This window comes from Nesterenkonia sp. K-15-9-6 (genome assembly GCF_052656005.1).
On record NZ_JBQYEY010000005.1, the window covers coordinates 56,198 to 81,499 of the forward strand.

General features: G+C 69.6%; 15 protein-coding genes. 9 read left to right on the forward strand and 6 right to left on the reverse strand.

Translation table 11 applies throughout. From position 1 onward, the window contains the following. Positions 1-73: 73 nt before the first annotated feature. Both SD455_RS04720 and SD455_RS04725 read left to right on the forward strand, forming a co-directional pair. Positions 74-1,378 carry an ATP-binding protein gene (locus tag SD455_RS04720; RefSeq protein ID WP_445507394.1) on the forward strand — a complete coding sequence of 435 codons (1,305 nt, stop codon included), beginning with the start codon at positions 74-76 and terminating at the stop codon, positions 1,376-1,378. Further along, positions 1,371-2,027 (forward strand): LuxR C-terminal-related transcriptional regulator, encoded by a 657-nt coding sequence (locus SD455_RS04725; protein WP_070159398.1) that lies wholly within the window; start codon positions 1,371-1,373, stop codon positions 2,025-2,027. Before SD455_RS04720 ends, SD455_RS04725 begins: the two co-directional genes overlap by 8 nt. A gap of 51 nt (positions 2,028-2,078) precedes the next feature. Here SD455_RS04725 and SD455_RS04730 read toward each other — a convergent pair whose 3' ends face one another. Beyond that, complete coding sequence (locus SD455_RS04730) at positions 2,079-3,170, reverse strand: LacI family DNA-binding transcriptional regulator (protein ID WP_445507395.1); 1,092 nt, start codon at positions 3,168-3,170, stop codon at positions 2,079-2,081. 217 nt (positions 3,171-3,387) lie between these two features. On the opposite strand from SD455_RS04730, the gene SD455_RS04735 reads away from it, so the two are divergent. Beyond that, positions 3,388-5,070 (forward strand): HAD family hydrolase, encoded by a 1,683-nt coding sequence (locus SD455_RS04735; protein WP_445507396.1) that lies wholly within the window; start codon positions 3,388-3,390, stop codon positions 5,068-5,070. 145 nt (positions 5,071-5,215) lie between these two features. Here the strand turns inward: SD455_RS04735 and SD455_RS04740 are convergent, their stop codons facing one another. From SD455_RS04740 to SD455_RS04760, 5 genes are all read right to left on the reverse strand, one after another. After that, positions 5,216-7,201, reverse strand: a complete 1,986-nt coding sequence (locus SD455_RS04740; protein WP_445507397.1) for a dipeptide ABC transporter ATP-binding protein — start codon at positions 7,199-7,201, stop codon at positions 5,216-5,218. After that, positions 7,202-8,350, reverse strand: a complete 1,149-nt coding sequence (locus SD455_RS04745; RefSeq protein ID WP_445507398.1) for an ABC transporter permease — start codon at positions 8,348-8,350, stop codon at positions 7,202-7,204. Next, complete coding sequence (locus SD455_RS04750; RefSeq protein ID WP_070158378.1) at positions 8,347-9,339, reverse strand: ABC transporter permease; 993 nt, start codon at positions 9,337-9,339, stop codon at positions 8,347-8,349. Before SD455_RS04750 ends, SD455_RS04745 begins: the two co-directional genes overlap by 4 nt. A 61-nt stretch (positions 9,340-9,400) precedes the next feature. Continuing rightward, positions 9,401-11,551: an ABC transporter substrate-binding protein gene (locus SD455_RS04755; protein WP_445507399.1), complete on the reverse strand. Its 2,151-nt coding sequence runs from the start codon at positions 11,549-11,551 to the stop codon at positions 9,401-9,403. 232 nt (positions 11,552-11,783) lie between these two features. After that, positions 11,784-14,114, reverse strand: coding sequence for a glycoside hydrolase family 3 C-terminal domain-containing protein (locus SD455_RS04760; RefSeq protein ID WP_445507400.1), 2,331 nt, complete (start codon positions 14,112-14,114; stop codon positions 11,784-11,786). Between the two features lie 139 nt (positions 14,115-14,253). On the opposite strand from SD455_RS04760, the gene SD455_RS04765 reads away from it, so the two are divergent. The 6 genes from SD455_RS04765 to rpsG all read left to right on the forward strand — a co-directional run bounded on the left by SD455_RS04765 (position 14,254) and on the right by rpsG (position 25,188). Then, positions 14,254-14,886 carry a TetR/AcrR family transcriptional regulator gene (locus tag SD455_RS04765; RefSeq protein ID WP_445507401.1) on the forward strand — a complete coding sequence of 211 codons (633 nt, stop codon included), beginning with the start codon at positions 14,254-14,256 and terminating at the stop codon, positions 14,884-14,886. A 380-nt stretch (positions 14,887-15,266) separates the two neighbouring features. After that, positions 15,267-18,770 carry a DNA-directed RNA polymerase subunit beta gene (gene rpoB, locus SD455_RS04770; RefSeq protein WP_070161804.1) on the forward strand — a complete coding sequence of 1,168 codons (3,504 nt, stop codon included), beginning with the start codon at positions 15,267-15,269 and terminating at the stop codon, positions 18,768-18,770. Between the two features lie 90 nt (positions 18,771-18,860). Further along, positions 18,861-22,748: a DNA-directed RNA polymerase subunit beta' gene (locus SD455_RS04775; RefSeq protein ID WP_085437745.1), complete on the forward strand. Its 3,888-nt coding sequence runs from the start codon at positions 18,861-18,863 to the stop codon at positions 22,746-22,748. A 204-nt stretch (positions 22,749-22,952) separates the two neighbouring features. Beyond that, positions 22,953-23,993: a DUF4349 domain-containing protein gene (locus SD455_RS04780; RefSeq protein WP_083277714.1), complete on the forward strand. Its 1,041-nt coding sequence runs from the start codon at positions 22,953-22,955 to the stop codon at positions 23,991-23,993. A gap of 350 nt (positions 23,994-24,343) precedes the next feature. Then, positions 24,344-24,718 (forward strand): 30S ribosomal protein S12, encoded by a 375-nt coding sequence (gene rpsL / locus SD455_RS04785; protein ID WP_070161800.1) that lies wholly within the window; start codon positions 24,344-24,346, stop codon positions 24,716-24,718. Continuing rightward, complete coding sequence (gene rpsG / locus SD455_RS04790) at positions 24,718-25,188, forward strand: 30S ribosomal protein S7 (RefSeq protein ID WP_070161799.1); 471 nt, start codon at positions 24,718-24,720, stop codon at positions 25,186-25,188. Before rpsL ends, rpsG begins: the two co-directional genes overlap by 1 nt. Positions 25,189-25,302 lie beyond the last annotated feature (114 nt).

Sequence of the window (25,302 nt, forward strand, 5' to 3'; positions counted from 1 at the left end):
ATCCTTCCCTCAGAAGCCCGGAATTCCGGGCGACGACGGGTCTCAGGGTCTCCCGCCGTGGCAGGATGGAACCATGGTCACGGACACCGAACGGCCCCCGCTGCGCCGGGGCACCGGCACCCCCGTGGCCGGCGTGTGCCTGGGCGTCTCCCGGCACCTCGGAGTCTCCCTGCCGGTGGTCCGCGCGGTGATGATCGGCCTGGCCATCGCGGGAGGCGTAGGGATCCTCCTGTACTGCTGGCTGTGGATCTTCGTGCCGTCGGAGGACGAGCCGGAGGCCACCGCCGGGGTGCGCGGCCTCTCCGGCCCGGCCGTGGACGGCGAAGGGCCGCCCGGTGCGGAGCCCGCGTCCGACGGCGCGGCGCGTGACGGGACCCAGGGAGCCGCCGACCCGGGGGAACGCATCCGCCGGGTCCTGGACTCGTTGACCAGCTCGCCGGAGGTGCTGCTGGGCGGCCTGCTGCTCGGTGCGGCCGCCCTGCTGGCGCTGTCCCTGGCCGGGGTCGAGATGAACTGGCGGCTCTTCGGGCCGCCCGCGGTGATCCTGGTCGGGATCCTCCTGGCCTGGTCCCAGGTCGACAAGACCGGCCGTGGCGGCGCCGACCACAGCACGCTGTGGCAGATCGCCGGTGGGGCAGGGCTCGTGGTGGTCTCGCTGCTGGTCATCGCCGGCGGCTTCGTACCGGGCGGGGACCTGCTGCTGGGACTCATCGTGGCCATGATGCTGCTGGCCGGGATCGCCCTGGTGATCGCCCCGTGGCTGATCCGTCTGTACCGCACCGCAACCACTGAGCGGGCCCGCGCGGCCGCGGAGGCCGAGCGGGCGGACATCGCCGCCCACCTGCACGACTCGGTGCTGCAGACGCTGGCGATGATCCAGAAGCAGCGTCACGACCCTGCGGCCGTGGAGCGGCTCGCCCGCAGCCAGGAGCGGCAGCTGCGAGGCTGGCTGTACCGCCAGCAGGAGCACGAGTCCGGCACGCTGAAGGACCAGCTCACCGCGGCCGCAGCCGAACTGGAGGAGATGCATGACGGCACGGTGGAGGTCGTCGCCGTCGGCGAGTCCCGGCGTCAGGACCACCGTGTGCTGGTGGCCGCCGTCCGGGAGGCGATCGTCAACGCGCTGAAGCACGCCGGGCCGGCGTCGGTGTATGTGGAGTCCGACGCCGCCCAGGACGCGGTCTTCGTCCGTGACCGGGGCCCAGGGTTCGACCTCGAGGGGATCGAGGAGGACCGCCTCGGAGTCCGGGAGTCCATCATCGGCAGGATGCGTCGGGCCGGCGGCGAGGCGCGCATCCGTTCGAACGGCCGAGGCACCGAGGTGCAGCTGTTCATGCCGGTCGACGCCGCCGTCGAGGAGGAGAACGGCCATGACTGAGCTGCATCGGGTGGTGATCGTGGACGACCACGCCATCTTCCGCGCCGGGCTGCGCGCCGAGCTGGACGGTCGGGTCGCCGTCGTCGGGGAGGCCCACGACGTCGACTCCGCGGTGCTGGCGGTGCGCGAGCACCTGCCCGAGGTGGTGCTCCTGGACGTACACCTGCCGGGTGGGACCGGCGGCGGGGGAGCGGAGGTGGTGGCGGGCTGCCGTGACCTGCTGGAGGACGTGCGGTTCCTGGCGATCAGCGTCTCGGACCAGGCCGAGGACGTGGTTTCGGTCATCCGCGCCGGCGCCCGCGGGTACATCACCAAGACCATCAGCTCGGATGACCTGGTCGACGCCGTCGCGGCCGTCGCCGGGGGAGACGCGGTCTTCTCCCCACGGCTGGCCGGGTTTGTGCTGGACGCCTTCGGCACCTCCTCGGTGGCCCAGGACGTCCGGGACGAGGAGCTGGATCTGCTCTCCGCCCGGGAGGTGGAGGTCATGCGGCTCATCGCGCGGGGCTACACCTACCGGGAGATCGCCTCGGACCTGTTCATCTCCGTCAAGACCGTGGAGTCCCACGTCTCGAAGGTCTTACGGAAGCTGCAGCTCTCGTCCCGGCATGAGTTGACCCGCTGGGCGGAGCAGCGCCGGATCGTGTGAGCGGCCGCCCCTCGTCCCGGAATCAGGCCCGTCCCCACCGGTGGGACGGACTCACCGGTCCGCCGCCTCCGGAGGCGCGCAGGTGGACTCCCGCATCATCAGCGTGGGCGCCAGGGCGGCGCTGCGCGGGGCCTGGTCCACCGGGGCGCCGGATCCGGCGCCCGCGCCGCCCAGCTTCCCCGCGATCCGTTCGACGGCCATCCGCAGAGCCAACGACCCCATCGTGAGCCGGGGCTGGTCGATGCTGGTCAGTCGGGGGCGCAGCACCGAGCACAGGCTGGAGCTGTCGTAGCCCACTACGCTCAGCTGGTCGGGCAGACGGATCCCGGCGTCCAGGCAGCGCCCCATCAGCTCCGCCGCGATCCGGTCGTTCTGGGTGAAGACGGCCGTGGGTCCTTCCCCGCGGAGGACCTGGGAGATCAGGTGGGCATGTGCCCGGTCCAGGTGCTCGGGACCTTCCACCTGCGGGCCGACCTCCGGCACGCGGGCCCGCATCACCTCGGAGTAGGCGCGTCGGCGGTGCATCGCGGCCGTACGAGAGGACCCGGTCAGGTGCAGGATCCGGCGGTGCCCCAGGCTCAGCAGGTGTTCCACCGCCAGGCGTGCGCCGGCCGCATCCTGGTTCGCCACGGTGTCCACCCCGGGGACCTCCTGAGGGAGTCGGCCGACGACGACGATCGGCACCCGCTGGGCCACGGCCTCCAGATGCTGCGGGGGAAGCCAGGAGCTGACCACGATCACCGCTTCGACACCGAGTGCCAGCAGCGAGTCGAGCTCACGGCGCAGGCGTTCCGGGTCGCGGCGCCCATGGCCGATGACCAGGCGGATGTCCTGCTCGGCGGCCGCGTCCTCGATGCCGTTGGTGACGTCGCGGTGGTAGCTGCTGCCCAGATCTCCCAGCAGCACTCCGATCAACCCGGTCCGCCCCTGCACCAGCGACCGTGCCCACACATTGGACCGGTAGCCCAGCTGCTGAGCGGCATCGAGGATGCGGCTGCGGGTCGCCTCCGACAGTCCGGCCTGACCCCGCACGGCCAGGGACACCGAGGACTTGGAGACCCCGGCGGCGCGGGCCACGTCGTGGATGGTCGGGGCCCGCCCGGAAGGACGGCGGTCCACGGCGGTGCGGCGGGACGTGTTCATCGGGTGGTGCCCTCCTCGGAGGTCTCGGTGGTCGGCCTGGTCCTCCCAAGGGACCTGTCGCTCACTGTAGGCCGTCGCCACGCGGCTCCCCGGGGGATCTGGCACGTTCCAGCGCCGCAGCATGGAGCGTTCCAGAATCGTTCATGAACCGGGACCCGCCCGGTCACCCCCGCTTCGTACGGTCGCAGGGACCTGCCCACGACCTCGGAGGACCCGCATGTCTGCCCTCTCGGCGCTCGCCGACCCTGCGACCGCGTACGGCGCGGCCGAACCCGTTGACCGCCCACCGCAGGCGCCGCAGGCCCTGCTGCTGGACTTCGGCGGGGTCATCATCACCACGCATCGGCGGCCCAGCGGCGTCGCGGAGCTCGTCGCGCACCTGCGGGACCTGCTCCGAGCGGCCGGGACAGACCTCCAGGAGGGGCGTCTCGAGCAGAGCCTGCATGCCGGGCGGGCCGCCCTGAAGCACTGGAAGCACGCCTCCAGCCGTCGTCGTCGGCCCCGGGAGCTGACGGTCCGGGAGCTCCTCGAGGACTTCTGGTTCGCGGATCTGCCGGATCCGGCACGCGCGATCCTGGTGGGCCACGGGGCCCAGCTGCTGGAGACGATGGCCCTGACGCTCACGGAGCACCGTCTGCGGGACGGCGTCGTCGAGCTCCTGGACCTCGCGGATGAGGCAGGGGTGCCTGTGGGGATCGTCTCCAACGCCCATTCCGGGCGGAGCCACCGCCGGCTGCTGGCGGAGCTCGGGATCGAGCAGCGCTTCGCCGTGCAGATCTACTCGGACGAGGCGGGGATCCGCAAGCCGCACCCGGACATGCTGCATCGGGCGGCGCGGGCACTGGGAATCTCGGTGGGGCGCAGCTGGTACGTGGGTGACACCCTGGATCGAGATCTGGTCGCCGGGCGTCGGGCCGGCGCGGGGGCGGTGGTCCTGATCCGCTCCCAGCATACGGATGAGCCGCCGTTCCCGGTGCGGGAGGTCCCCGACGCCGTCCTGGACACGCCCCGCGGTCTGATCGACCTCATGCGGCGGGCACTTGCCGACGAAGCCCACGACGGGGGCGCTGCTCACGACGGCGGCCCTGCCGCCGACGTGCTTCGATCCAGGGCCGGCGCCGTGCGCCCCGATCGTGCCACGCCCGTGCGGGTTCTCCTCCTGGACCACGGCGGCGTCGTCTCGGCCACAGTCCCGGCCGACCGGCCCCTGGCAGGGGTCGCGGAGGCGGTCCTGAGGACCCTGGGCCGGGCCGGCGTGGAGATCACCGTGGATGAGGCCCTGCACCTGGTGCGCACGGCGCATGGCCGGTACAAGGCCCACAAAGGCGGCGCCCCGGGGGCGCCGGGGGAGACGCTGGACGAGGTGACGCCGCGCCAGTACTGGGGAGAGTTCACCCGGGACCTCGTGGACGCACAGGCTCGGGAGGCACTCCTGGCCGAGGCTGAGGAGCTGCAGCTGGCCCTGTACCGATCCAAGTCCCGGAAGACTCTGCGCCCGGGTGTCACCACATTGCTCGAGCGGTGCGCTGCGACCTCGGTGCCCGTGATCGTGGTCTCCAACACGATCAACGGCCGTGGAGTGCGGGAGGTCTTCGCCCGCCACGGGCTCGCCGATCGGATCGCCGGCTGGGCCTGCTCGGACGAGGTGGGACTGAAGAAGCCACACGCCGAGATCTTCACCGTCGCGCTGCGCATGGCGGGGGTCCCTGCGGAGCAGACCGCCATGCTGGGGGACAAACCTTTCAACGATGGGCTCGGCGCCCGGGAGGTCGGCATCGGCCGCCGGATCCTCACACGAGGCGGCTCCGGCACAGAGGACGAGCTGCAGGACGCACTCGCCGAGGGGTGGGCCACCGACGTCGTGGACCACCCCGGCCAGGTGGTGGACCTGCTCGGCTGAGCCGGCGCGGGCCCGCCGGCGGGACCTCCCGAGACGGCGAGGCTCCACGGCCCCGGACGGTGGATCCGTCCGGGGCCGTCTCCGTCCTGGGCTCCCGGGGAGTCCAGCGAGTGCGGGCAAGTCCAGCGAGCGCGGGCCGGGCGGGTCAGTCCGCCAGGCCGCGCAGCGTGATCTCGCCGGCGAAGTGGCAGGCCGCGGACTGGCCGGGGGAGACCTCGGTCATCGCCGGGGCCTCCTCCGCGCAGATGTCCTCGGCCCATCGGCAGCGCGTTCGGAAGGGACAGCCGGTGGGTCTCTGAGTCGGGTCGGGCAGCTCGCCCGGGATCGGAAGGTGCTCGCGGGAGCGTTGCCGCACCGGGTCTGCCACGGGAACGGCGGAGAGCAGCGTCTCGGTATAGGGATGGGCGGGTCGGCTGAACAGCTGTGCGGCGGGGGCGAGCTCCACCAGGCTGCCCAGATACATCACAGCCACCCGATCCGCCAGGTGCTCCACTGTGGACATGTCGTGGGAGATGAAGAGATAGCTCAGCCCCCGCTCGTCCTGCAGCCTCGCCAACAGGTCCAGGATCTGGGCCCGCACGGAGACGTCCAGGGCGGAGACAGCCTCATCGGCGACGACCACCTGCGGATCGGTGGCGATGGCCCGCGCGATGCCGATGCGCTGACGCTGTCCGCCGGAGAAGGCGTGCGGGTAGCGATCCAGGTGGCATGCCTCCAGCCCCACCAGCTCCAGCAGCTCCACGAGCTTCTCCTGGGCGACGGGGCCCGCGTGCCGCAGCGGTTCGGCCAGGATGTCGCGCACCGTCATCCGCGGGTTCAGCGAGGCGAAGGGGTCCTGGAAGACCATCCGCACCCGGCGGCGATAGTCGCCCAGGGCCGATTCGGGGGCCGTGGCCACATCGAGGCCGCCTGGTCGAGCCCGCGGCGTCCGGTCCGGCGCCCCGTCCGGCGTCCCGTGCAGTGACTCGGTGATGCTGCCGGAGGTGGGCTGCTCCACCCGCAGCAGACATTTGGCCAGGGTGGACTTGCCGCACCCTGATTCGCCGACCAGTGCCAGAGTCTCGCCCTGACGCAGCTGCAGGTCGACGTCGTCGACGGCCTGCAGCTCGGTGCGCCCCATGCCGAACAGCCCGGACCTCAGACGAAACCGGCGGGTCAGTCCCCGCACCTGGAGCAGGGTCGCCGGGCCTGGGGCCCCGGCAGGCACTGCCGATCTCTCGGAGATCGGCCCGGGACGGGGCGTGGGCGTGGCCTGCAGAAGCATGCGCGTGTAGGGGTGCTCCGGTTCGGCGAAGAGCTCGTACACGTCCCTGCTCTCCACGACTCGGCCACGCCGCATCACCGAGACCTCGTCGGCGATGTCGGCCACCACTCCCAGGTCATGGGTGATGAACAGCACCGCCATCTCCCGCTCCTCCTGGATCCTCCGCAGCAGGCGCAGGATCTGGGCCTGGGTCGTGACGTCCAGAGCCGTGGTGGGTTCATCGGCGATGAGCAGGCGCGGCCGTCCGGCCAGTGCGATGGCCAGCATCGCCCGTTGCCGCATGCCTCCGGAGAGCTCGAACGGGTACGACTTCGCCCGCAGCTCAGGGCGAGGGATGCGCACCTCCTGCAGCGCCTCGACGGCGGCCTCCCAGGCCTGCCTGCGGTCGAGGCCGCGGTGCAGCCGCATGGCCTCCGCGATCTGGACCCCCACTGTGTGCATCGGGGACAGGCTGCGCGCCGGCTCCTGGAAGACCATGCCGATCTCCCCGCCGCGGATGTGCCGGAGGCTGCGGCCGCGCGGCCGCAGCGTGGTCAGGTCGATCACCTGGCCGTCCGCCTGACGGAACAGCGCTTGGCCGGCGCTGACGCGCCCGGGCGGATCCAGCAGACCCAGGACGGCCCGCGCCGTCTGGGACTTCCCGGAGCCGGACTCGCCCACCAGGCAGTGCACCTGGTGAGGCCGGATGAGCAGATCAGCGCGGTCCACGGCGGTCACGACTCCGTCGTCGGTGGGGAAGGCGACGGAGAGCCCTCGCACGTCCAGCAGCGCGGCGGCGTCGCCGCGGGGCGGCGGAGCCGGGACGGTACTGGCCCGGGTGCTGGTCCTGGTGCTGGTCCGAGTGCTGGTCGTGGGGGTCAGAGTCATCTACTTCACCGCTCCTCCGTAGGGGTCGGCGGCGTCACGCAGGCCGTCGCCGAGGAAGTTCAGGGCCAGGGTCGAGATCACCACGGCGGCCGAGGGCACGATCAGCAGCCACGGTGCGGTGATGACGCTGCGGATGTTCTGCGCCTCCTGGAGCAGCACGCCCCAGGAGACGATGGGTGGCTGCAGCCCCAGGCCCAGGAAGCTCAGCGAGGTCTCCGCCAGGATCATCGCCGGCACCGCGAGAGTGACGGAGGCGATGATGTGACTGGTCAGGCTGGGCAGGATGTGTCGGCGGATCACGCGGAAGCGGCTGGCGCCGTCGAGTCGGGCGGCGACCACGTAGTCCTCGCTGCGCAGGGTGAGCACCCGTCCTCTGACCTCTCGGGACAATGAGGTCCATCCGATCAGGGAGAGCAGCACCGTGATGGCGAAGTAGATGGTCAGCGGTCCCCAGTCCCGGGGGAGGGCGGCGGCCAGTGCCATCCACAGCGGAAGGGTGGGCAGGGACATGAACACTTCGGTGACGCGCTGGATGACGGTGTCGACCACACCGCGGAAGAATCCCGCGAGGGCGCCCAGCGTGATGCCGATGACCAGGGACAGCGCGACGCCGAAGAGCCCGATGGAGAGGGAGACCCGCGTGCCGTGGACGACGCGGGAGAAGATGTCCCGGCCGTTGGCGTCCGAGCCGAGGAGGTAGAACGGCGCGTCGGCGTCCACGGGAGCCAGCAGCTTCCGGTCGGTCTCGATCAGTCCGAGGAACCGGTAGTCGTGCCCGGAGGCCACGAAGAGCCCCAGCTTGTGCAGCTCCTCGGGGTCCTTGGTGTAGGTCCGGTTCCAGGAGACCTCGTCGAACTCCTGGGTGTACCCATGGGCGTAGAGGCCCGGACCCCGGCCGTCGCCGGGGTCCGTCAGGGTGATCGACTGCGGGGGAGCGTAGGGATGCTCGGCGTCGTAGGCTCCGGCCGAGCGCGGGGCTATCACGTCGGCGAAGAGCGCGATGAGGTAGACCGCGACCACGACCCACAGGGAGACATGGGCCAGTCGGTGCCGTCGGAAGCGTCTCCAGATCAGACTCCGCGAGGAGCGTCGTCCGGCGTCGTCCTGTGCAGGATCCGACACGGGTCGTGAGGGGCTGTGCAGGCTCATGAGGCGGCTCCTGAATGCTGGCGCCGGACCCGGGGGTCGGCCCAGGCCAGCACGAGGTCGGAGATGACGGTGCCGATGACGGTGAGAACCCCCAGGATCAGCAGGAAGCTGCCGGCCAGGTACATGTCCTGGTTGCGCAGAGCCCCCAGCAGCACGGGCCCGGTGGTGGGCAGGGAGAGGACCGTGGAGACGATCACCTCACCGGAGATCACCGACGGGATGGCGTAGCCGACGGTGGAGATGAACGGATTCATGGCGGCCCGCACCGGATACCGCATCAGCAGCACGCCCTCCCGCTGGCCCCGGGCCCGAGCAGCGGTCACATACGGCTGCGCGAGCTCGTCGGACAGGTTCGCCCGGGTGATCCGGATCAGTCCCGCGGTCCCAGCAGTGGCGATGATCAGCGCGGGCACGATCAGGTGCCGCATCAGGTCCCAGGCTTTGGCCGGGGACCACTCCGCCTCCACCATGTCCGGAGAGAACAGCCCTCCTACGCTCATGCCGAAGTACCGGAACGCGATGTACATGAACACCAGAGCCAGCACGAAGTTCGGCACTGAGAGGCCGATGAAGCCCAGGAAGGTGAAGAGGTAGTCACTGATGCTGTATCGCCGCACCGCGGTGAACACTCCGATGGCGAAGGCGATGATCCAGGTCAGCAGCAGCGACCCTCCGGCCAGCAGCACGGTGAACGGCAGGTGCTCCAGGATGACCTCCGTGGCCGGGCGGTTCCACCGGAAGGAGTAGCCGAAGTCGCCGACGGTGATGATCCCGGTGATCCACGCCCAGTACTGCATATACCAGGGCGCGTCGAGGGCGTAGCGCTCGCGCAGGACCTGGACCTGCTGGCTGCTGAGCCGGCGTCCTTCGGCCTCCGCATCTGCCATCAGCACCGAGACGAAGTCGCCGGGAGGGGCTTGGATGATGAAGAAGCACACCAACGAGATCAGCCAGACCGTCAGCAGCGACCAGCCGATCCGCCGGATCATGTAAGGCAGCACAGAGTCACCTCCGCGGTCATGGGCAGGGCCGTCCCGGTGATGCGGCGGGTCACCGGTCTGCCGGGAGATCGTCGTCGTCGGCGTCGTCGGCGTGCTGCTGGGCCGCCTCCTCGTCGTCGGCCACGGCCTGCTCCGGGTCCTCCCACCACCACACCGCGGGGTAGGACGGGCCTGGGTTCTGATACGCGCTGGCCTCGAAGAGCTGATGGGGGGCGTTTCGCAGACCGTCGGCGACCACGCCGACCCTGTTGGGGCTGGTGGAGATGCCGATGGTCCAGAAAGCCTCGGCGGAGACGTCCAGCAGCTCCTCCATCAGCTCGGTCTGCCTCTCCTGATCGGCGGTGACCAGGATCTCGTCATAGATCTCCCACTGGCGCCAGGCCGGGGAGTCCTCCGGCGGGGCCTCTCCGGCGTCCTCGCCGTCGAGGTAGAAGGAGCCCCAGGACCAGGCGTAGGCGCCGGAATCGCCGAAGGGCATGTACCAGTGCGGCCGCAGGATGGCGTCCTGCAGACCGGCGGACCCGTCGCGGACGTAGACGTCGAACTCGCCGGCGTCGCGTCGCTCATTGCGCAGATCACGGTCCATGGTCTGGATCTCCAGAGCGATCCCGACCGCCTCCCAGTAGCCCTGGGCGAGCTCCAGGACTCTGGCGTGCTCCACAGAACGGTCGGCGGCCACGTCCACGGCGATGCTGAACGGCCTCCCGTCCGGTCCCAGTCGCCGGCCCTCGTCGTCGCGCTCGGGCAGGACCTCGTCGAGCAGCTCATCAGCCAGGTCCACGTCATGCTCCAGGTGCTGGCCGGCGAGCTCCGAATGGTGATACGGAGAACCCTCCCGCGGGGCGGCCTGGGCCGGCTCGCCTTGGCCGAAATAGACCAGCTCGATGATCTCCTCGCGGTCCAGCGCGTGGGACAGCCCAGCTTTGAAGCTTCGGTCGGTGAGGATCTCCCGCATGTCCTCATCCGGGTGGCTGTGGTTGAGGTTGAAGAGCAGGGTGTTCATATCCGTGGAGGTGACGTCGAGGAGGCTGTAGCCGTTCTCCTCCATGGATTCGGCCAGCAGGGGCCGGAAGTCGTGGTCGAAATGCCGGTCCTGGTAGGAGATGTTGCCAGCGGCCGCGCGGAAGGCGATGACCTCCTGGCTGTCGAAGACGTCGAAGACCAGACGATCGATGTAGGGCAGCTGGTTGCCCTCCGCGTCCACCTTCCAGAAGTACGGATTGCGCACAGCCGTCACGCGCGTGCCCTCATAGGCCGGGGTCTCGATGAGGTAGGCGTTGAGCTGCGGGAGCTCGGTGTTCATCCATCGGGAGTCGAACCCGGTGCCCAGGGTCACCCAGCCCTTGGCCGTGAACATCTCGGTCCAGTCCTCGTACCCCTCCTGCTCGGCGAGCTGGTCCGCCTCGGGGTTGTGGTCCAGGTGGAACTGCTCCAGGTAGTGCCGGGGGAAGCGGTGGAACTTGCCGTCCTCCTCGGCGCGGGCCAGCTGCATGAGGAACAGGCCGTGCGGGGACTGGAACCGCAGCTCGACGGTGTGCTCGTCCACGGCCGTGACGTCGGGCCAGTTGCCCTCGGGGTCCATGAGGTACTCCACCGGAGCAGGGGTGAGGTCCTCGTTCATCAGCACCTCTTCGTAGCCGAAGACGATGTCATCGGCGGTGAACGGCTCGCCGTCGGACCAGCGGATCCCCTCCTGCAGGTGGAAGGTGAAGGTGGTGGCGTCGTCGCTGATCTCCCAGTCCCGGGCGACGCCGGGCGTCAGCTCAGAGGACCAGTCCCCGTCCCAGCGGACCAGGGGCTCATAGGCGGCATAGCGCCGGATCAGGGAGTCGTCGTCGTTGCCGTTCATCGCCAGCTGGAGTTCGCCGCCGTACCGGCCGACGCCGTCGGGACCGAGGATCGTGACGGCCTCGGCCGGCAGACGCTCGTCAAGGGGCGGCAGCTCACCGTGGTCCACCTGCTGCTGAAGGTCCGGGGCCTGGCCCGCTGGGACCGTGCGCTCCTCGGACAGCACGGGCGAACCGGTCGCCGTCGCAGCGTCGGCGTCGTGCTCCGGAGCGTCGGTCGCGGCGGCCCCTCCGCACGCGGTGAGCAGCAGCGTCGTCAGGGCGAGTCCGGCGACAGGGTGCCGAAGGACGCTGACGGGGCCCCGGACGGTGCAGTCGGTGTCGGTGCGGGGGCGTGCGGGTATGGCCGGCATGGCGGCAGATCCTCTCAGGCGCGTGACTTGTGAGGGCCCGGCGACGGTCGGTTGACCGGGGCTGGACCGTTCCAGGCACACCGTAGGGAGAGAGGATGGACTGGTGGTGAACGTCCCAGGTCCGGGCGGAGAAGACGCGGCCCGCGGCATCTGGATCGTTCCAGCACGGGGAGTCCTGCGCGGGGACGGACAGACCGGGACAGAGGGCCAGCCGTCACCCAGCCCTGCCGGTTCAGTCCCGCTGTGTGCGGGCGATCAGCTCGGCCACCTGCTCACGGTCGGGGCCGGCGCCAGGGAAGGCGCTGATCCGGCCCAGCGGGAAGGACTCCATCATCTTCAGCAGCCCTTCGGCGCTGAACACGTCTCCGGCACCTCCGTCGGCCCCGTCGGCGGCGAGGTCGGCCTCCACGGCGGCGCGGACTTCCGGACCCACCACCGGGTGGGCGAGCGCGTCGCCCAGGGTCGAGTCCTCCGTCAGCGGCAGCGCCACCTCATCTCCGGGCACCTCCGCTGAGGCCTGCAGCCGCAGGTCCCTCGAGCTGGCGCCGACGGCGACCACGTGCTCGCCCCCTTCGACCACCCAGCCGTCCAGCCGGACGTCCCAGTGGGCGAGGTCCTCGCGGGCCACCGTGAGCTCCACGGTCCGGGACTCGCCGGCGGCCAGCTCGACGGCGGCGAAGGCCTTCAGCTCGCGCGGGGCGCGGGTCACGGCTGAGCCCGGCCGACCCACGTAGACCTGTACGACCTCGTGGCCGGCGCGCTCGCCGACGTTGGTCACGGTGGTCTGCACGTGCAGCCCGGCGTCGTCCGCGCGGACCTGGAGGTCGGTGTGGTCGAAGGACGTGTAGCTCAGCCCGTGGCCGAAGGGGAAGGCGACTTCGAGGCCCCGGGCGTCGTACCAGCGATATCCGACGAAGATCCCCTCGCTGTAGCGGACGTGCCCGTGCTCGCCGGGGAAGTCCAGGTAGGCGGGAGAGTCGGCCAGCCGCAGCGGGATGGTCTCGGTGAGCCGTCCTGAGGGATTGGCCGTCCCGTAGAGCAGGTCGGCGGTGGCGGATCCGCCGGCCTGGCCGAGCAGCCAGCCCTCCAGGATCGCCGGCACCGTCTGGGCGAAGGGCAGCGCCACGACGCCGCCGTGGGAGAGCACCACCACGGTGCGGGGGTTGGCCTCCACGACGGCCTCGAGCAGGTTCAGCTGCTCGGCGGGCAGGTCGAGGTGCTCCCGGTCGAAGCCTTCGGACTCGTCGGCGGCGGGCAGTCCCAGGAAGACGACGGCGACGTCGGCAGCGCCGGCGGCCTCCGCCGCCTCGGCGCGCAGGGACTCGGCCGTCCCGGAGGCGGTCTCCTCGGCGCCCTCCAGGGGGAAGCCCGGGGCGAACCGGACCTCGGCCCGGGACGCCGCCGTGATGGCGGTCAGCGCGTCGTCCACCCGGGTCGGGTTGATCTGTGAGCTGCCGGCGCCCTGGTAGCGCGGAGTGCGGGCGAACTCGCCGATGACCGCCACGGAGGCGCTGGCATCCAGCGGCAGGATCTCGTCGTCGTTCTTCAGCAGCACGGCGGAGCGTGCGGCGGCCTCGCGGGCCAGCGCGTGGTGTGCCTGGACGTCGACGTCCACCGCCGGCGTGCGGGCCCCGGCCTGGACCTTCTGCACCAGCTCCACCACGCGCGCCGCGCAGCGGTCCAGGGCCGCCTCGTCGAGGTCGCCCTCCTGCACCGCGGCGATGACCTGCTCCTGGCTGGCGCCTCCGGTGGTCGGCATCTCCAGGTCCAGTCCAGCTCGCAGCGCCTCGACTCGGTCGCCGACGGCGAACCAGTCGGAGATCACCAGGCCGTCGAAGCCCCACTGGTCACGCAGCACTTCCGTGAGCAGCCAGGGGTCCTCGGAGGCCGAGACGCCGTTGATCTTGTTGTAGGCGCTCATCACCGTCCACGGGCGGGCGGAGGCGATCGCCCGTTCGAAGCCGCGCAGATAGATCTCCCGCAGGGGGCGGGCGTCCACGTCGCTGGAGACGCGCATGCGGTCATGCTCCTGGTTGTTCGCCGCGAAGTGCTTCAGGCATGCGCCCACGCCGCGGGACTGGATGCCTCGGGTGACGGCGGCGGCGAGCTCGCCGGAGACCAGGGGGTCTTCGGAGAAGTATTCGAAGCTGCGGCCGCACAGCGGGGAGCGCTTGATGTTCAGGCCCGGGCCCAGCACGACGCCGACCCCTTCGGCGCGGGCCTCGGCGCCGATGGCGGCGCCGACGCGTTCGGCCAGGTCGGTGTCGAAGGCGGAGCCCAGGGCCACCGCGGGCGGGAAGCAGGTGGCGGGCACGCTCTGCTCCAGGCCCAGATGGTCGGCGGCTCCGCCCTGCTTGCGGAGTCCGTGGGGGCCGTCGGTGACCATGATCGCCGGGATCCCGGCCTCCTCGACGGCGGCGGTGGTCCAGAAGGTGGCGCCCGTGACCAGCTCGGCCTTCTGCTCCAGGCTCAGGCGGGCGACGACGTCGCGGGGCTCGGCATCGGCGAAGAGGTCGGGGGAGCTGTCGGTGCCGAGGGAGGAAGGTGTGGCGGGTGTGGTCATGAGGGGTCCTTCCGGAGCGGAGATGGGAGAGGTGGACGGACGACCCGGAGTCGATGTGGTCCGCCTCACTGTCCAAAACTGTACGCCACTCGGTTTTCGTGCGGCAAGCGTCGGCGGACGGGGCCGTAGAATCGCCGCCATGGGGAGACGAGGGTCCTATGCCAAAGGTCTGGCCAGGCGCCGAGAGATCCTGCGCACCGCTTTGGAGGTCATCGCCCGCAGCGGCTACTCCAGCGCTTCCGTGCGGGAGCTGGCCGATGCCGTCGGGCTGAGCCAGGCGGGGCTGCTGCATCACTTCGGCACGAAGGAGGAGCTCTTCATCGAGGTGCTGCGCGCTCGGGACGAGGTCGACGCCGCCGTCGCGGCGGGCGACCCCGCGCCGCGCCGGAGCGCGCCGGACGGGTCGGCGCCGGGCGGGCCCGATCTGGCCGCCGTCCCCCTGGAGCTGGGGCGCTTCGTGGAGATCCTCCGGCGCAATGCCGAGGTGCCGGGTCTGATCCACCTCTATACGCGGCTGCAGGCGGAGGCGGCGGACTCCGGGCATCCCGCCCATGAGTACTTCCGTACGCGCCAGCAGCGCGTGCTGGCCGGGCTCGCCCGCGCCGTGCGCGCCGCTCAGCTCCAGGGGGACGTGCAACCGGAGCTGGATCCGGAGGAGACGGCCCTGGAGCTCGTCGCGCTGGCCGACGGCCTCCAGGCCCAGTGGCTGCTGGATCCGCGCGTGGACATGGCCGCGGTGATGGCCCGGCATCTGGAGCGGCTCCGGCCCTGAGGCGGTGCCGCCGTCACCTCACTGAGCCCCGCCGCGCCCCTGCGCGGCGCATGCGTGACCGCGGCGCCGGTGCTAGAATCTTGCCTCGGAACTCAGTCCCGCCGGTTCGGCGTCGGACGTCCGCCTCTCATCGACACCGCCGGTGCGTGTGATCTCCACGACGCGGCGTTGCGCGTCTGCGTACTCGTCGTTTATGCTGTACTTTTGCGCCTCCCCTCTATGCGCGTGCCTTCAAATAGCGGTGGGCACCTGCATCGTCTCCTCCTCACAGCTGGACCGCCTGACGTCTGCCCGGCGTCGGATCGGCCAGACACCGTCCGCGTGCGCGGGGACGGGGAAGCGTGCCAAGGAAGCTACGAAGGTCTGTGGAAGGATCCCTCTTGGTCGCCTCGAGCACCTCAATTCAAACCGCTGCCTCGGCCCGTACCGCTGAATACGCCGGCCGACTCTCATTCGCAAAGATCCACGAACCCCTCGATGTCCCGGAGCTTCTGGCTCTGCAGATCGACTCCTTCGACCGCCTGGTGGGCAACGAGCGCTGGGCCGCCCGCGTGGAGGAGGCCCGCCAGAAGGGCATCAAGGGCGTCTCCGACACCTCGGGCCTGGCGGACATCTTCGAAGAGATGTCCCCCATCGAGGACTTCCAGGGCACCATGTCCCTGAGCTTCTCCGAGCCGGAATTCGCCGACCCGAAGATGCCGATGGCCGAGTGCAAGGAGCGCGACACCACCTACGCGGCTCCGCTGTACGTCAAGGCCGAGTTCATGAACCACAACACCGGCGAGATCAAGCAGCAGACGGTGTTCATGGGCGACTTCCCGCTGATGACCGACCGCGGCACGTTCATCATCAACGGCACCGAGCGCGTCGTCGTCTCGCAGCTGGTCCGTTCCCCGGGCGCCTACTTCGAGCGCACCCCGGACAAGACCAGCGACAAGGACATCTTCACCGCGAAGATCATCCCGTCCCGCGGCGCGTGGTTCGAGCTGGAGATCGACAAGCGCGACCAGGTCGGCGTGCGTCTGGACCGCAAGCGCAAGCAGCCGGTCACCGCACTGCTGAAGGCGCTGGGCTGGACCGAGTCCCGCATCATCGAGGAGTTCGGCGACTACGACTCCATCCGCGCCACCCTGGAGAAGGACACCTTCGAGACCCAGGACGACGCGCTGCTGGACATCTACCGCAAGCTGCGTCCGGGAGAGCCGCCGACGGTCGAAGCCGCCGAGGGCCTGCTCAAGGGCCTGTACTTCACTCCGAAGCGCTACGACCTCGCGAAGGTGGGCCGCTACAAGCTCAACCGCAAGCTGGGCGTGGACAAGGACTTCACCGACGCCGACGCCTCGGTGCTCACCGAGCAGGACATCGTGGCGATGATCCACTACCTGTGCGCGGTGCACGCCGGCCGCGAGACCATCAAGGGTCTGCGCGACGGCGAGCAGATCGACCTGCCCGTGCAGATCGATGACATCGACCACTTCGGCAACCGTCGCATCCGTGCGGTGGGCGAGCTGATCGAGAACCAGGTCCGCACGGGCCTGTCTCGCATGGAGCGGGTGGTGCGTGAGCGCATGACCACCCAGGACGTGGAGGCGATCACCCCGCAGACGCTGATCAACATCCGTCCCGTGGTGGCCTCCATCAAGGAGTTCTTCGGCACCTCGCAGCTCTCGCAGTTCATGGACCAGAACAACCCGCTGGCCGGTCTGACGCACAAGCGGCGTCTGAACGCGCTGGGCCCGGGCGGTCTGTCCCGTGACCGCGCGGGCATGGAGGTCCGTGACGTCCACCCGTCGCACTACGGCCGCATGTGCCCGATCGAGACCCCTGAAGGTCCGAACATCGGTCTGATCGGCTCGCTGGCGACCTATGGGCGTATCAACCGCTTCGGCTTCATCGAGACGCCGTACCGCAAGGTCGTCGACGGCAAGGTCACCGAGGAGATCGAGTACCTGACCGCCGATGACGAGCTGGCGGCCCAGATCGCTCAGGCCAACGCGCCGCTGACTGAGGACGGCTCCTTCGCTGAGGAGCAGGTCCTGTGCCGTCAGCGCGGTGGTGAGGGCGAGCCGGTGCTGGTCGGCGCCGAGGACATCGACTACATGGACGTCTCTCCGCGCCAGATGGTGTCGGTGGCGACCGCCCTGATCCCGTTCCTGGAGCACGACGACGCCAACCGCGCGCTCATGGGTGCCAACATGCAGCGCCAGGCGGTGCCGCTGCTGGAGTCCGAGTCCCCGGTGGTCGGCACGGGCATGGAGAAGTACGTCGCAGTCGACGCCGGCGACTCCGTGACCGCCGAGCAGGCCGGCGTGGTCACCAAGGTCGCGGCGGACCTGGTCTCCGTCATGAACGACGACGGCACCATGACGCACTACCCGATCATGAAGTTCGAGCGCTCGAACCAGGGCAACACCTACAACCAGCGTGTCCGGGTCTCCGAGGGCGACCGGGTGGAGCGGCAGTCGATCATCGCCGACGGTCCGTCCACGGAGTACGGCGAGATCGCCCTGGGCAAGAACCTGCTGGTCGCGTTCATGTCCTGGGAGGGCCACAACTTCGAGGACGCGATCATCCTGTCGCAGCGCCTGGTGCAGGACGACGTCCTGACCTCGATCCACATCGAGGAGCACGAGGTGGACGCGCGCGACACCAAGCTGGGCGCGGAGGAGATCACCCGGGACATCCCGAACGTCTCGGACGAGATGCTCTCCCAGCTGGACGAGCGCGGCATCATCCACATCGGTGCCGAGGTCGAGGCCGGGGACATCCTGGTCGGCCGTGTGACCCCGAAGGGTGAGACGGAGCTGACCCCGGAGGAGCGCCTGCTGCGCGCCATCTTCGGCGAGAAGTCCCGCGAGGTCCGTGACACCTCCCTGAAGGTGCCCCACGGCGAGTCCGGCACCGTGATCGGTGTGCGCATCTTCGACGCGGAGGACGGCGACGAGCTGCCTCCGGGCGTGAACCAGCTGGTGCGCGTCTACGTGGCCCAGAAGCGCAAGATCACCGACGGCGACAAGCTCGCCGGCCGTCACGGCAACAAGGGTGTGATCTCCAAGATCCTGCCGGTCGAGGACATGCCGTTCCTGGCCGACGGGACCCCGGTCGACGTCGTGCTCAACCCGCTGGGTGTGCCCGGTCGTATGAACATCGGTCAGGTCATGGAGCTGCACCTGGGCTGGGCCGCGAAGCAGGGCTGGACCATCGAGGGCGAGCCCGAGTGGCTGAAGAACCTGCCGAACCTGCCGCGCGAGACCGGGCCGACCAAGGTCGCCACTCCGGTGTTCGACGGTGCCGAGGCGGACGAGCTCACCGGCATCCTCGCTTCGACCAACACCACCCGCGACGGTGAGCGGCTGGTCGGGCCCGACGGCAAGGCCCAGCTGTTCGACGGCCGCTCCGGCGAGCCGTTCCCGGACGGGATCTCGGTCGGCTACATGTACATCCTGAAGCTGCACCACCTGGTCGACGACAAGATCCACGCCCGCTCGACCGGTCCGTACTCGATGATCACCCAGCAGCCGCTCGGTGGTAAGGCGCAGTTCGGCGGTCAGCGCTTCGGCGAGATGGAGGTCTGGGCCCTGGAGGCGTACGGCTCGGCCTACACCCTGCAGGAGCTGCTGACCATCAAGTCGGATGACATCCACGGCCGTGTGAAGGTCTACGAGGCCATCGTCAAGGGCGAGAACATTCCGGAGCCCGGTGTTCCGGAGTCGTTCAAGGTCCTGATCAAGGAGATGCAGTCGCTCTGCCTGAACGTGGAGGTCCTCTCCGCCGACGGCAGCGCGATCGAGATGCGTGACGCGGAGGAGTCCGGGTTCAGCGCCGCCGAGGAGCTGGGCATCGACCTCTCCCGTGCGGAGCCCAGCTCGGTCGAAGAGGTCTGAGCCTCACCCGCGCCGTCGCCGGCTGAGAGCAGTCGGCGACGGCAGTCATCGCGTCACGAATCTTGAGAGAGAAAAGAGAGACACAGGACTATGTCCAACGAATCCTCATTCGGCACCATGCGCATCGCGCTGGCCACCGGTGACGACATCCGCAGCTGGTCCCACGGTGAGGTCAAGAAGCCGGAGACCATCAACTACCGCACCCTGAAGCCGGAGAAGGACGGACTCTTCTGCGAGAAGATCTTCGGACCGTCGCGGGACTGGGAGTGCTACTGCGGCAAGTACAAGCGGGTGCGCTTCAAGGGCATCATCTGTGAGCGCTGCGGCGTCGAGGTGACCCGTGCCAAGGTGCGTCGTGAGCGGATGGGCCACATCCAGCTCGCCGCCCCGGTGACCCACATCTGGTACTTCAAGGGTGTGCCCTCGCGTCTGGGCTACCTGCTGGACCTGGCTCCGAAGGACCTGGAGAAGGTCATCTACTTCGCGGCCTACATGATCACCTCCGTGGACGAGGACCGTCGTCACGAGGACCTGCCGAACCTGCAGGCCGAGTACGACCAGGAGGTCAAGCACCTGGCGGACCAGCGCGACGCGGACATCGCCGCCGTCGCGAAGGACCTGGAGGACGACCTCGAGCGCCTGGAGGGCGAGGGTGCCAAGGCCGCGGAGAAGAAGAAGGCCCGCGACGCCGCCGACAAGCAGATGGCGCAGATCCGCAAGCGCGCCGACGCCGAGATCGAGCAGCTGGAGAGGGTCTGGGACCGCTTCAAGAACCTCAAGGTCTCGGACCTGGAGGGCGACGAGGCGCTGTTCCGCGAGCTGCGGGCCCGCTACGGCCAGTACTTCGAGGGCTTCATGGGCGCCGAGGCGATCCAGAAGCGTCTGGCGACCTTCGACATGGACGCCGAGGCCGAGAAGCTGCGGGAGACCATCAGCACCGGCAAGGGCCAGCGCAAGACCCGCGCCCTGAAGCGTCTGAAGGTCCTCAACGCGTTCCTGTCCACCGGCAACTCGCCGGAGGGCATGGTGCTCGACGCCGTGCCGGTGATCCCGCCGGAGATCCGTCCGATGGTCCAGCTGGACGGCGGCCGCTTCGCGACCTCCGACCTCAACGACCTGTACCGCCGGGTGATCAACCGCAACAACCGTCTGAAGCGTCTGCTGGACCTGGGTGCTCCGGAGATCATCGTCAACAACGAGAAGCGCATGCTCCAGGAGGCTGTGGACTCGCTGTTCGACAACGGTCGTCGCGGTCGTCCGGTCACCGGGCCGGGCAACCGTCCGCTGAAGTCGCTGTCCGACATGCTCAAGGGCAAGCAGGGACGCTTCCGTCAGAACCTGCTGGGCAAGCGCGTGGACTACTCGGGCCGTTCGGTCATCGTGGTCGGCCCCCAGCTGCAGCTGCACCAGTGCGGTCTGCCGAAGCAGATGGCGTTGGAGCTGTTCAAGCCCTTCGTCATGAAGCGCCTGGTGGACCTCAACCACGCTCAGAACATCAAGTCCGCCAAGCGGATGGTGGAGCGTCAGCGCTCCCAGGTCTGGGACGTGCTCGAAGAGATCATCACCGAGCACCCGGTGCTGCTGAACCGTGCCCCCACCCTGCACCGTCTGGGCATCCAGGCCTTCGAGCCGCAGCTGGTGGAGGGCAAGGCCCTGCAGCTGCACCCGCTGGTCTGTGCGGCGTTCAACGCGGACTTCGACGGCGACCAGATGGCGGTGCACCTGCCGCTGAGCCCGGAGGCACAGGCCGAGGCGCGCATCCTGATGCTGTCCTCGAACAACATCCTGAAGCCCTCGGACGGCCGCCCGGTGGCCCTGCCCTCGCAGGACATGATCATCGGTCTGCACCACCTGACCACCGTCCGGGAGGACGAGGTCGGCGCCGGTCGTGCCTTCGCCTCCGTGGGTGAGGCGCAGATGGCCTTCGACCTGAAGGAGCTGCACCTCAACGCTCCGGTGTCCATCGCGGTGGAGAACTTCGTCCCCTCGGCCGATGTCCCCGCTCCCGAGGGCTGGGAGCAGGGCCAGCGGGCCGTCATCCGGACCACGCTGGGCAAGGTGAAGTTCAACGAGCTGCTGCCGGCGGACTATCCCTGGCAGGACACGGCCGCGGACAAGGGTCAGCTCTCCGCGCTGATCAACGACCTCGCCGAGCGGTACCCCACCGTGGCGACGGCGCGCACCCTGGACAACCTCAAGGACGCCGGCTTCTACTGGTCGACGCGTTCGGGCGTGACGGTGGCCATCTCGGACATCACCTCCGACATGGACAAGCAGTCCATCATGGACGCCTATGAGGACCAGGCCGCCAAGGTCCAGTCGCAGTACGACATGGGTCTGATCGGCGACGACGAGCGTCACGCCGAGCTGGTGGAGATCTGGTCCAAGGCGACCGACGAGGTGGCCGGTGCCATGCAGAAGGGCATGGACGAGCTCAACAACATCAACCGGATGGTGACCTCGGGTGCTCGAGGCAACTGGCTCCAGGTCCGGCAGATCGCCGGGATCCGTGGTCTGGTGACCAACCCGCGCGGTGACATCATTCCGCGGCCCATCAAGTCCTCCTACCGAGAGGGCCTGTCGGTCCTCGAGTACTTCATCGCGACCCACGGTGCCCGTAAGGGTCTGGCGGACACCGCGCTGAAGACCGCGAACTCCGGGTACCTGACCCGTCGTCTGGTGGACGTCTCCCAGGACGTCATCGTCCGCGAGGAGGACTGCGGCACGTCGCGCGGCCTGACCGTGCCGATCGCTGTGGCCGACGAGAACGGCGAGCTGAAGCTCCACGAGGCCGTCGAGAACTCCGCCTACGCGCGGACTCTCGCCGTCGACGTCGTGGACGCCGAGGGCACCGTGCTCGCCGAGGGCGGCACCGATGTGGGCGACGTCCTCATCGCACGGCTGTTCGAGGCTGGCGTGACCGAGATCAAGGTCCGCTCCGTGCTGACCTGTGAGTCGCCGGTGGGCACCTGCTCGCTGTGCTACGGCCGGTCGCTGGCCACGGGCAAGACCGTGGACATCGGTGAGGCCGTGGGCATCATCGCGGCCCAGTCCATCGGTGAGCCCGGCACGCAGCTGACGATGCGTACCTTCCACACCGGTGGTATCGCGTCGGCGGACGACATCACCCAGGGTCTGCCCCGTATTCAGGAGCTCTTCGAGGCCCGCACCCCCAAGGGTGTGGCGCCGATCGCCGAGACCGCCGGCCGTGTGCGTCTCGAGGATGCGGACAAGCAGCTGCGCCTCGTGCTCACCCCGGACGACGGTTCGGAGGAGCAGGCCTACCCGGTGCTGCGTCGTGCCCGTCTGCTGGTGGAGGACGGCCAGCACGTCGAGGTCGGCCAGCAGCTGGTGGCCGGTGCGGTGGACCCGAAGCAGGTCCTCCGCGTCCTCGGCCCGCGGGCTGCGCAGAAGTTCCTGGTCTCCGAGGTCCAGGACGTCTACCAGTCCCAGGGTGTGGGCATCCACGACAAGCACGTGGAGGTCATCGTCCGGCAGATGCTGCGGCGCATCACCGTCATCGAGTCCGGCGGCACGGACCTGCTGCCCGGTGAGCTGACCGACCGGTTCCGCTTCCAGCGGGAGAACCGGAAGGCCGTGGCCGAGGGTCGCCAGCCGGCCTCCGGTCGTGACGAGCTGATGGGCATCACCAAGGCCTCGCTGGCCACGGACTCGTGGCTGTCGGCGGCTTCCTTCCAGGAGACCACCCGTGTCCTGACCCAGGCGGCGATGGAGGGCAAGTCCGACCCGCTGCTGGGCCTGAAGGAGAACGTGATCATCGGTAAGCTCATCCCGGCCGGCACCGGTCTGGACCGCTACACGCAGTCGGCGGTGGAGCCCACGGAGGAGGCCAAGGCGAACCTGTTCACCGGGCCGAGCCTCTACGGCTCCAGCTTCGACTACGCCGGCGCGGAGGGTGAGGGAGAGTTCCACGCCATCCCGTTGGATGACTACAACACTGAGGTCGACTTCCGCTGACCTCCGCGCACCGCGGGCTGCCACAGTCTGAGGTGAGCACTCGAGAGCCCGGACCCTGCCAGGGGTCCGGGCTCTCGTGCGTCTGAGACGCGTCGCCCGCCAGGGCAGGGTTTCGGTGAAGGGCCCCCGGGCTCTTGTCCTCGCCCGTCGCTGCTGTCATCATGGATTCACAGTTGCAAAGTTCAGGCGGCGGAGGGGCGGATCATGAGGGCGACGGGAAGGGCGCGCGGGGCCGGCGGAGCGGTCCTGCGGGGGCTGCAAGCGGTGGCCGCGCTGGTGGTGGCGGTGCTCCTGCTGACCGGATGCGGAGCCGGTGATGGCGAGGCGGACGGGGCGGAAGGCGGGGAGTGGGCCGTGGATCACGAGGCGGCCGAAGACTTTGCGCCGGAGGCGCCGGGCCAGGAGCGCACCCGCCCGGACGCCGACGCGGAGGATCGAGAGGTGGTCACCACAGCCTCCGCCGAGGTGGAGGTCCGCGACGTCGCCGAGGCGGTGACGAGCGTCGTCGAGCAGGTCGAGGGGTATGGCGGTCATGTGGAGGCACGCCGGGAGAGCACCGACGACGACGGTCGGCTCAGCCTGGCGACTCTGACGCTGCGAGTGCCGGCCGAGGATCTCGCCGAGCTGCTGGACGACCTCGAGGGCCTCGGCGACGTCCATGACCTGAGTCAGCGCGCTCAGGACGTCACCGGGACTGCTCGCGATCTGGATGCCCGGATCGAGGCGCTGGAGATCTCGGTGGATCGCCTCCTGGAGATCATGGAGCAGGCGGAGACCAGCGAGGAGCTGCTCGCGGCGGAGACCACGCTGAGCGACCGTCAGACGGAGCTGGAGTCTCTGGTGTCACAGCGGGATGCGTTGGCGGATCAGGTGGAGATGTCGACCCTGCGGCTCGAGCTCATCGACGGACGCGTCGCCGCGGTGCGCGCCGACGGATTCGTGGGCGGTCTCCAGTCCGGCTGGAACGGGCTGCTGCGCACCGCCGACGGGGTGCTGGTGGTGGCCGGGGTGCTCGTGCCCTGGATCCCCGTGCTGGTGGTGGCTGGTGTCGGCGTCGGGTGGCTGGTCCGGCGGGACCGCCGGCGTCGGGAGCTGCGTCGGCAGGCGTGGGCAGGTGTGGCCGTGCCGCAGGCAGAGGTCGCCGCGTCAGGGACGGCGTCCGACGAGGAGGCGGTGCGCAAGGAGATGCCGGACGAGGAGAGGCCGGACGAAGAGGCTGATACGGGTGGGGGAGCGGTCCGCTGAAGGCCTGCGGAAGTGCCCTCCATGCTCTGTGATGGGCCGCGGCGGATGCTCACCGGCTGCATGCCGGACGGGGTGGCCGCAGGGGCGCAGGGTCCCGCCGGTCGCCCCGTTTCGCCAGGATCCGCCCCAGCTGGTATCGTTGACTCGATTGTTTCTGTGTGGCAGAGGGACTCGGTCCGGGTTGCGGGGAAGGTGCGCAACGAATGCCACATTTTTGCACGCCCAGGGGCTTTTCCCGCGGATCGTGTCAGAACCGATCGCACGCGGGATCTTCAGAGCATCCCTCAGCTCGACCGGTCTGCGGCCCGTCCACAGATCGTCAAGCCCGAACCACGTATGGAGAACGCATAGTGCCTACTATTCAGCAGCTGGTGCGCAAGGGGCGCACTCCCAAGGTTGCCAAGAACAAGACCCCTGCCCTGCAGGGCAGCCCGATGCGTCGCGGTGTCTGCACCCGTGTGTACACCACGACCCCGAAGAAGCCGAACTCCGCACTCCGGAAGGTCGCCCGTGTGCGCCTGAACGGCGGCGTCGAGGTCACCGCGTACATCCCCGGCGAGGGGCACAACCTGCAGGAGCACTCGATCGTGCTCGTGCGCGGCGGTCGTGTGAAGGACCTCCCCGGTGTCCGCTACAAGATCGTCCGCGGCGCCCTCGACACCCAGGGTGTCAAGGGTCGCGGCCAGGCCCGCAGCCGCTACGGTGCGAAGAAGGAGAAGAAGTAATGCCTCGTAAGGGACCCGCACCCAAGCGCCCGCTCGTCCAGGACCCCGTCCACGGCTCCCCGCTGGTCACCCAGCTGATCAACAAGGTGCTCGTCGATGGCAAGAAGTCCACCGCCGAGCGCATCGTCTACGGCGCCCTCGAGGGCGTCCACAAGAAGACCGGCGAGGACGCCGTCGGCATCCTGAAGAAGGCCATGGACAACGTCCGCCCGGCCCTCGAGGTCCGCTCCCGCCGCGTCGGCGGCGCCACCTACCAGGTGCCCGTCGAGGTCAAGCCGGGTCGCGCCACCGCGCTGGCGCTGCGCTGGCTGGTCGGCTATGCCAAGGACCGCCGCGAGAAGACGATGACCGAGCGCCTCATGAACGAGATCCTCGACGCCTCCAACGGCCTCGGCGCCGCTGTGAAGCGCCGCGAGGACACGCACAAGATGGCCGAGTCCAACAAGGCCTTCGCCCACTACCGCTGGTGAGCGGGCGTCTGCGCGGAGCATCCCGCCCGTGCCCGGTCGGCCGCCGTCCTGCGGGACGAGGCTTCACCGGTGCGGGCGGGCCGCGTAGGCTGAACGGAGTCGGCGGCCCCGCCG

Coding starts and splice junctions, on each gene's coding strand:
- SD455_RS04720 (WP_445507394.1), top strand. CDS start 74: ATGGTCACGGACACCGAACGGCCCCCGCTGCGCCGGGGCACCGGCACC.
- SD455_RS04760 (WP_445507400.1), bottom strand. CDS start 14,114: ATGACCACACCCGCCACACCTTCCTCCCTCGGCACCGACAGCTCCCCC.
- SD455_RS04730 (WP_445507395.1), bottom strand. CDS start 3,170: ATGAACACGTCCCGCCGCACCGCCGTGGACCGCCGTCCTTCCGGGCGG.
- SD455_RS04765 (WP_445507401.1), top strand. CDS start 14,254: ATGGGGAGACGAGGGTCCTATGCCAAAGGTCTGGCCAGGCGCCGAGAG.
- rpsG (WP_070161799.1), top strand. CDS start 24,718: ATGCCTCGTAAGGGACCCGCACCCAAGCGCCCGCTCGTCCAGGACCCC.
- SD455_RS04745 (WP_445507398.1), bottom strand. CDS start 8,350: ATGAGCCTGCACAGCCCCTCACGACCCGTGTCGGATCCTGCACAGGAC.
- SD455_RS04750 (WP_070158378.1), bottom strand. CDS start 9,339: ATGATCCGGCGGATCGGCTGGTCGCTGCTGACGGTCTGGCTGATCTCG.
- SD455_RS04735 (WP_445507396.1), top strand. CDS start 3,388: ATGTCTGCCCTCTCGGCGCTCGCCGACCCTGCGACCGCGTACGGCGCG.
- SD455_RS04780 (WP_083277714.1), top strand. CDS start 22,953: ATGAGGGCGACGGGAAGGGCGCGCGGGGCCGGCGGAGCGGTCCTGCGG.
- SD455_RS04755 (WP_445507399.1), bottom strand. CDS start 11,551: ATGCCGGCCATACCCGCACGCCCCCGCACCGACACCGACTGCACCGTC.
- SD455_RS04775 (WP_085437745.1), top strand. CDS start 18,861: ATGTCCAACGAATCCTCATTCGGCACCATGCGCATCGCGCTGGCCACC.
- SD455_RS04740 (WP_445507397.1), bottom strand. CDS start 7,201: ATGACTCTGACCCCCACGACCAGCACTCGGACCAGCACCAGGACCAGC.
- SD455_RS04725 (WP_070159398.1), top strand. CDS start 1,371: ATGACTGAGCTGCATCGGGTGGTGATCGTGGACGACCACGCCATCTTC.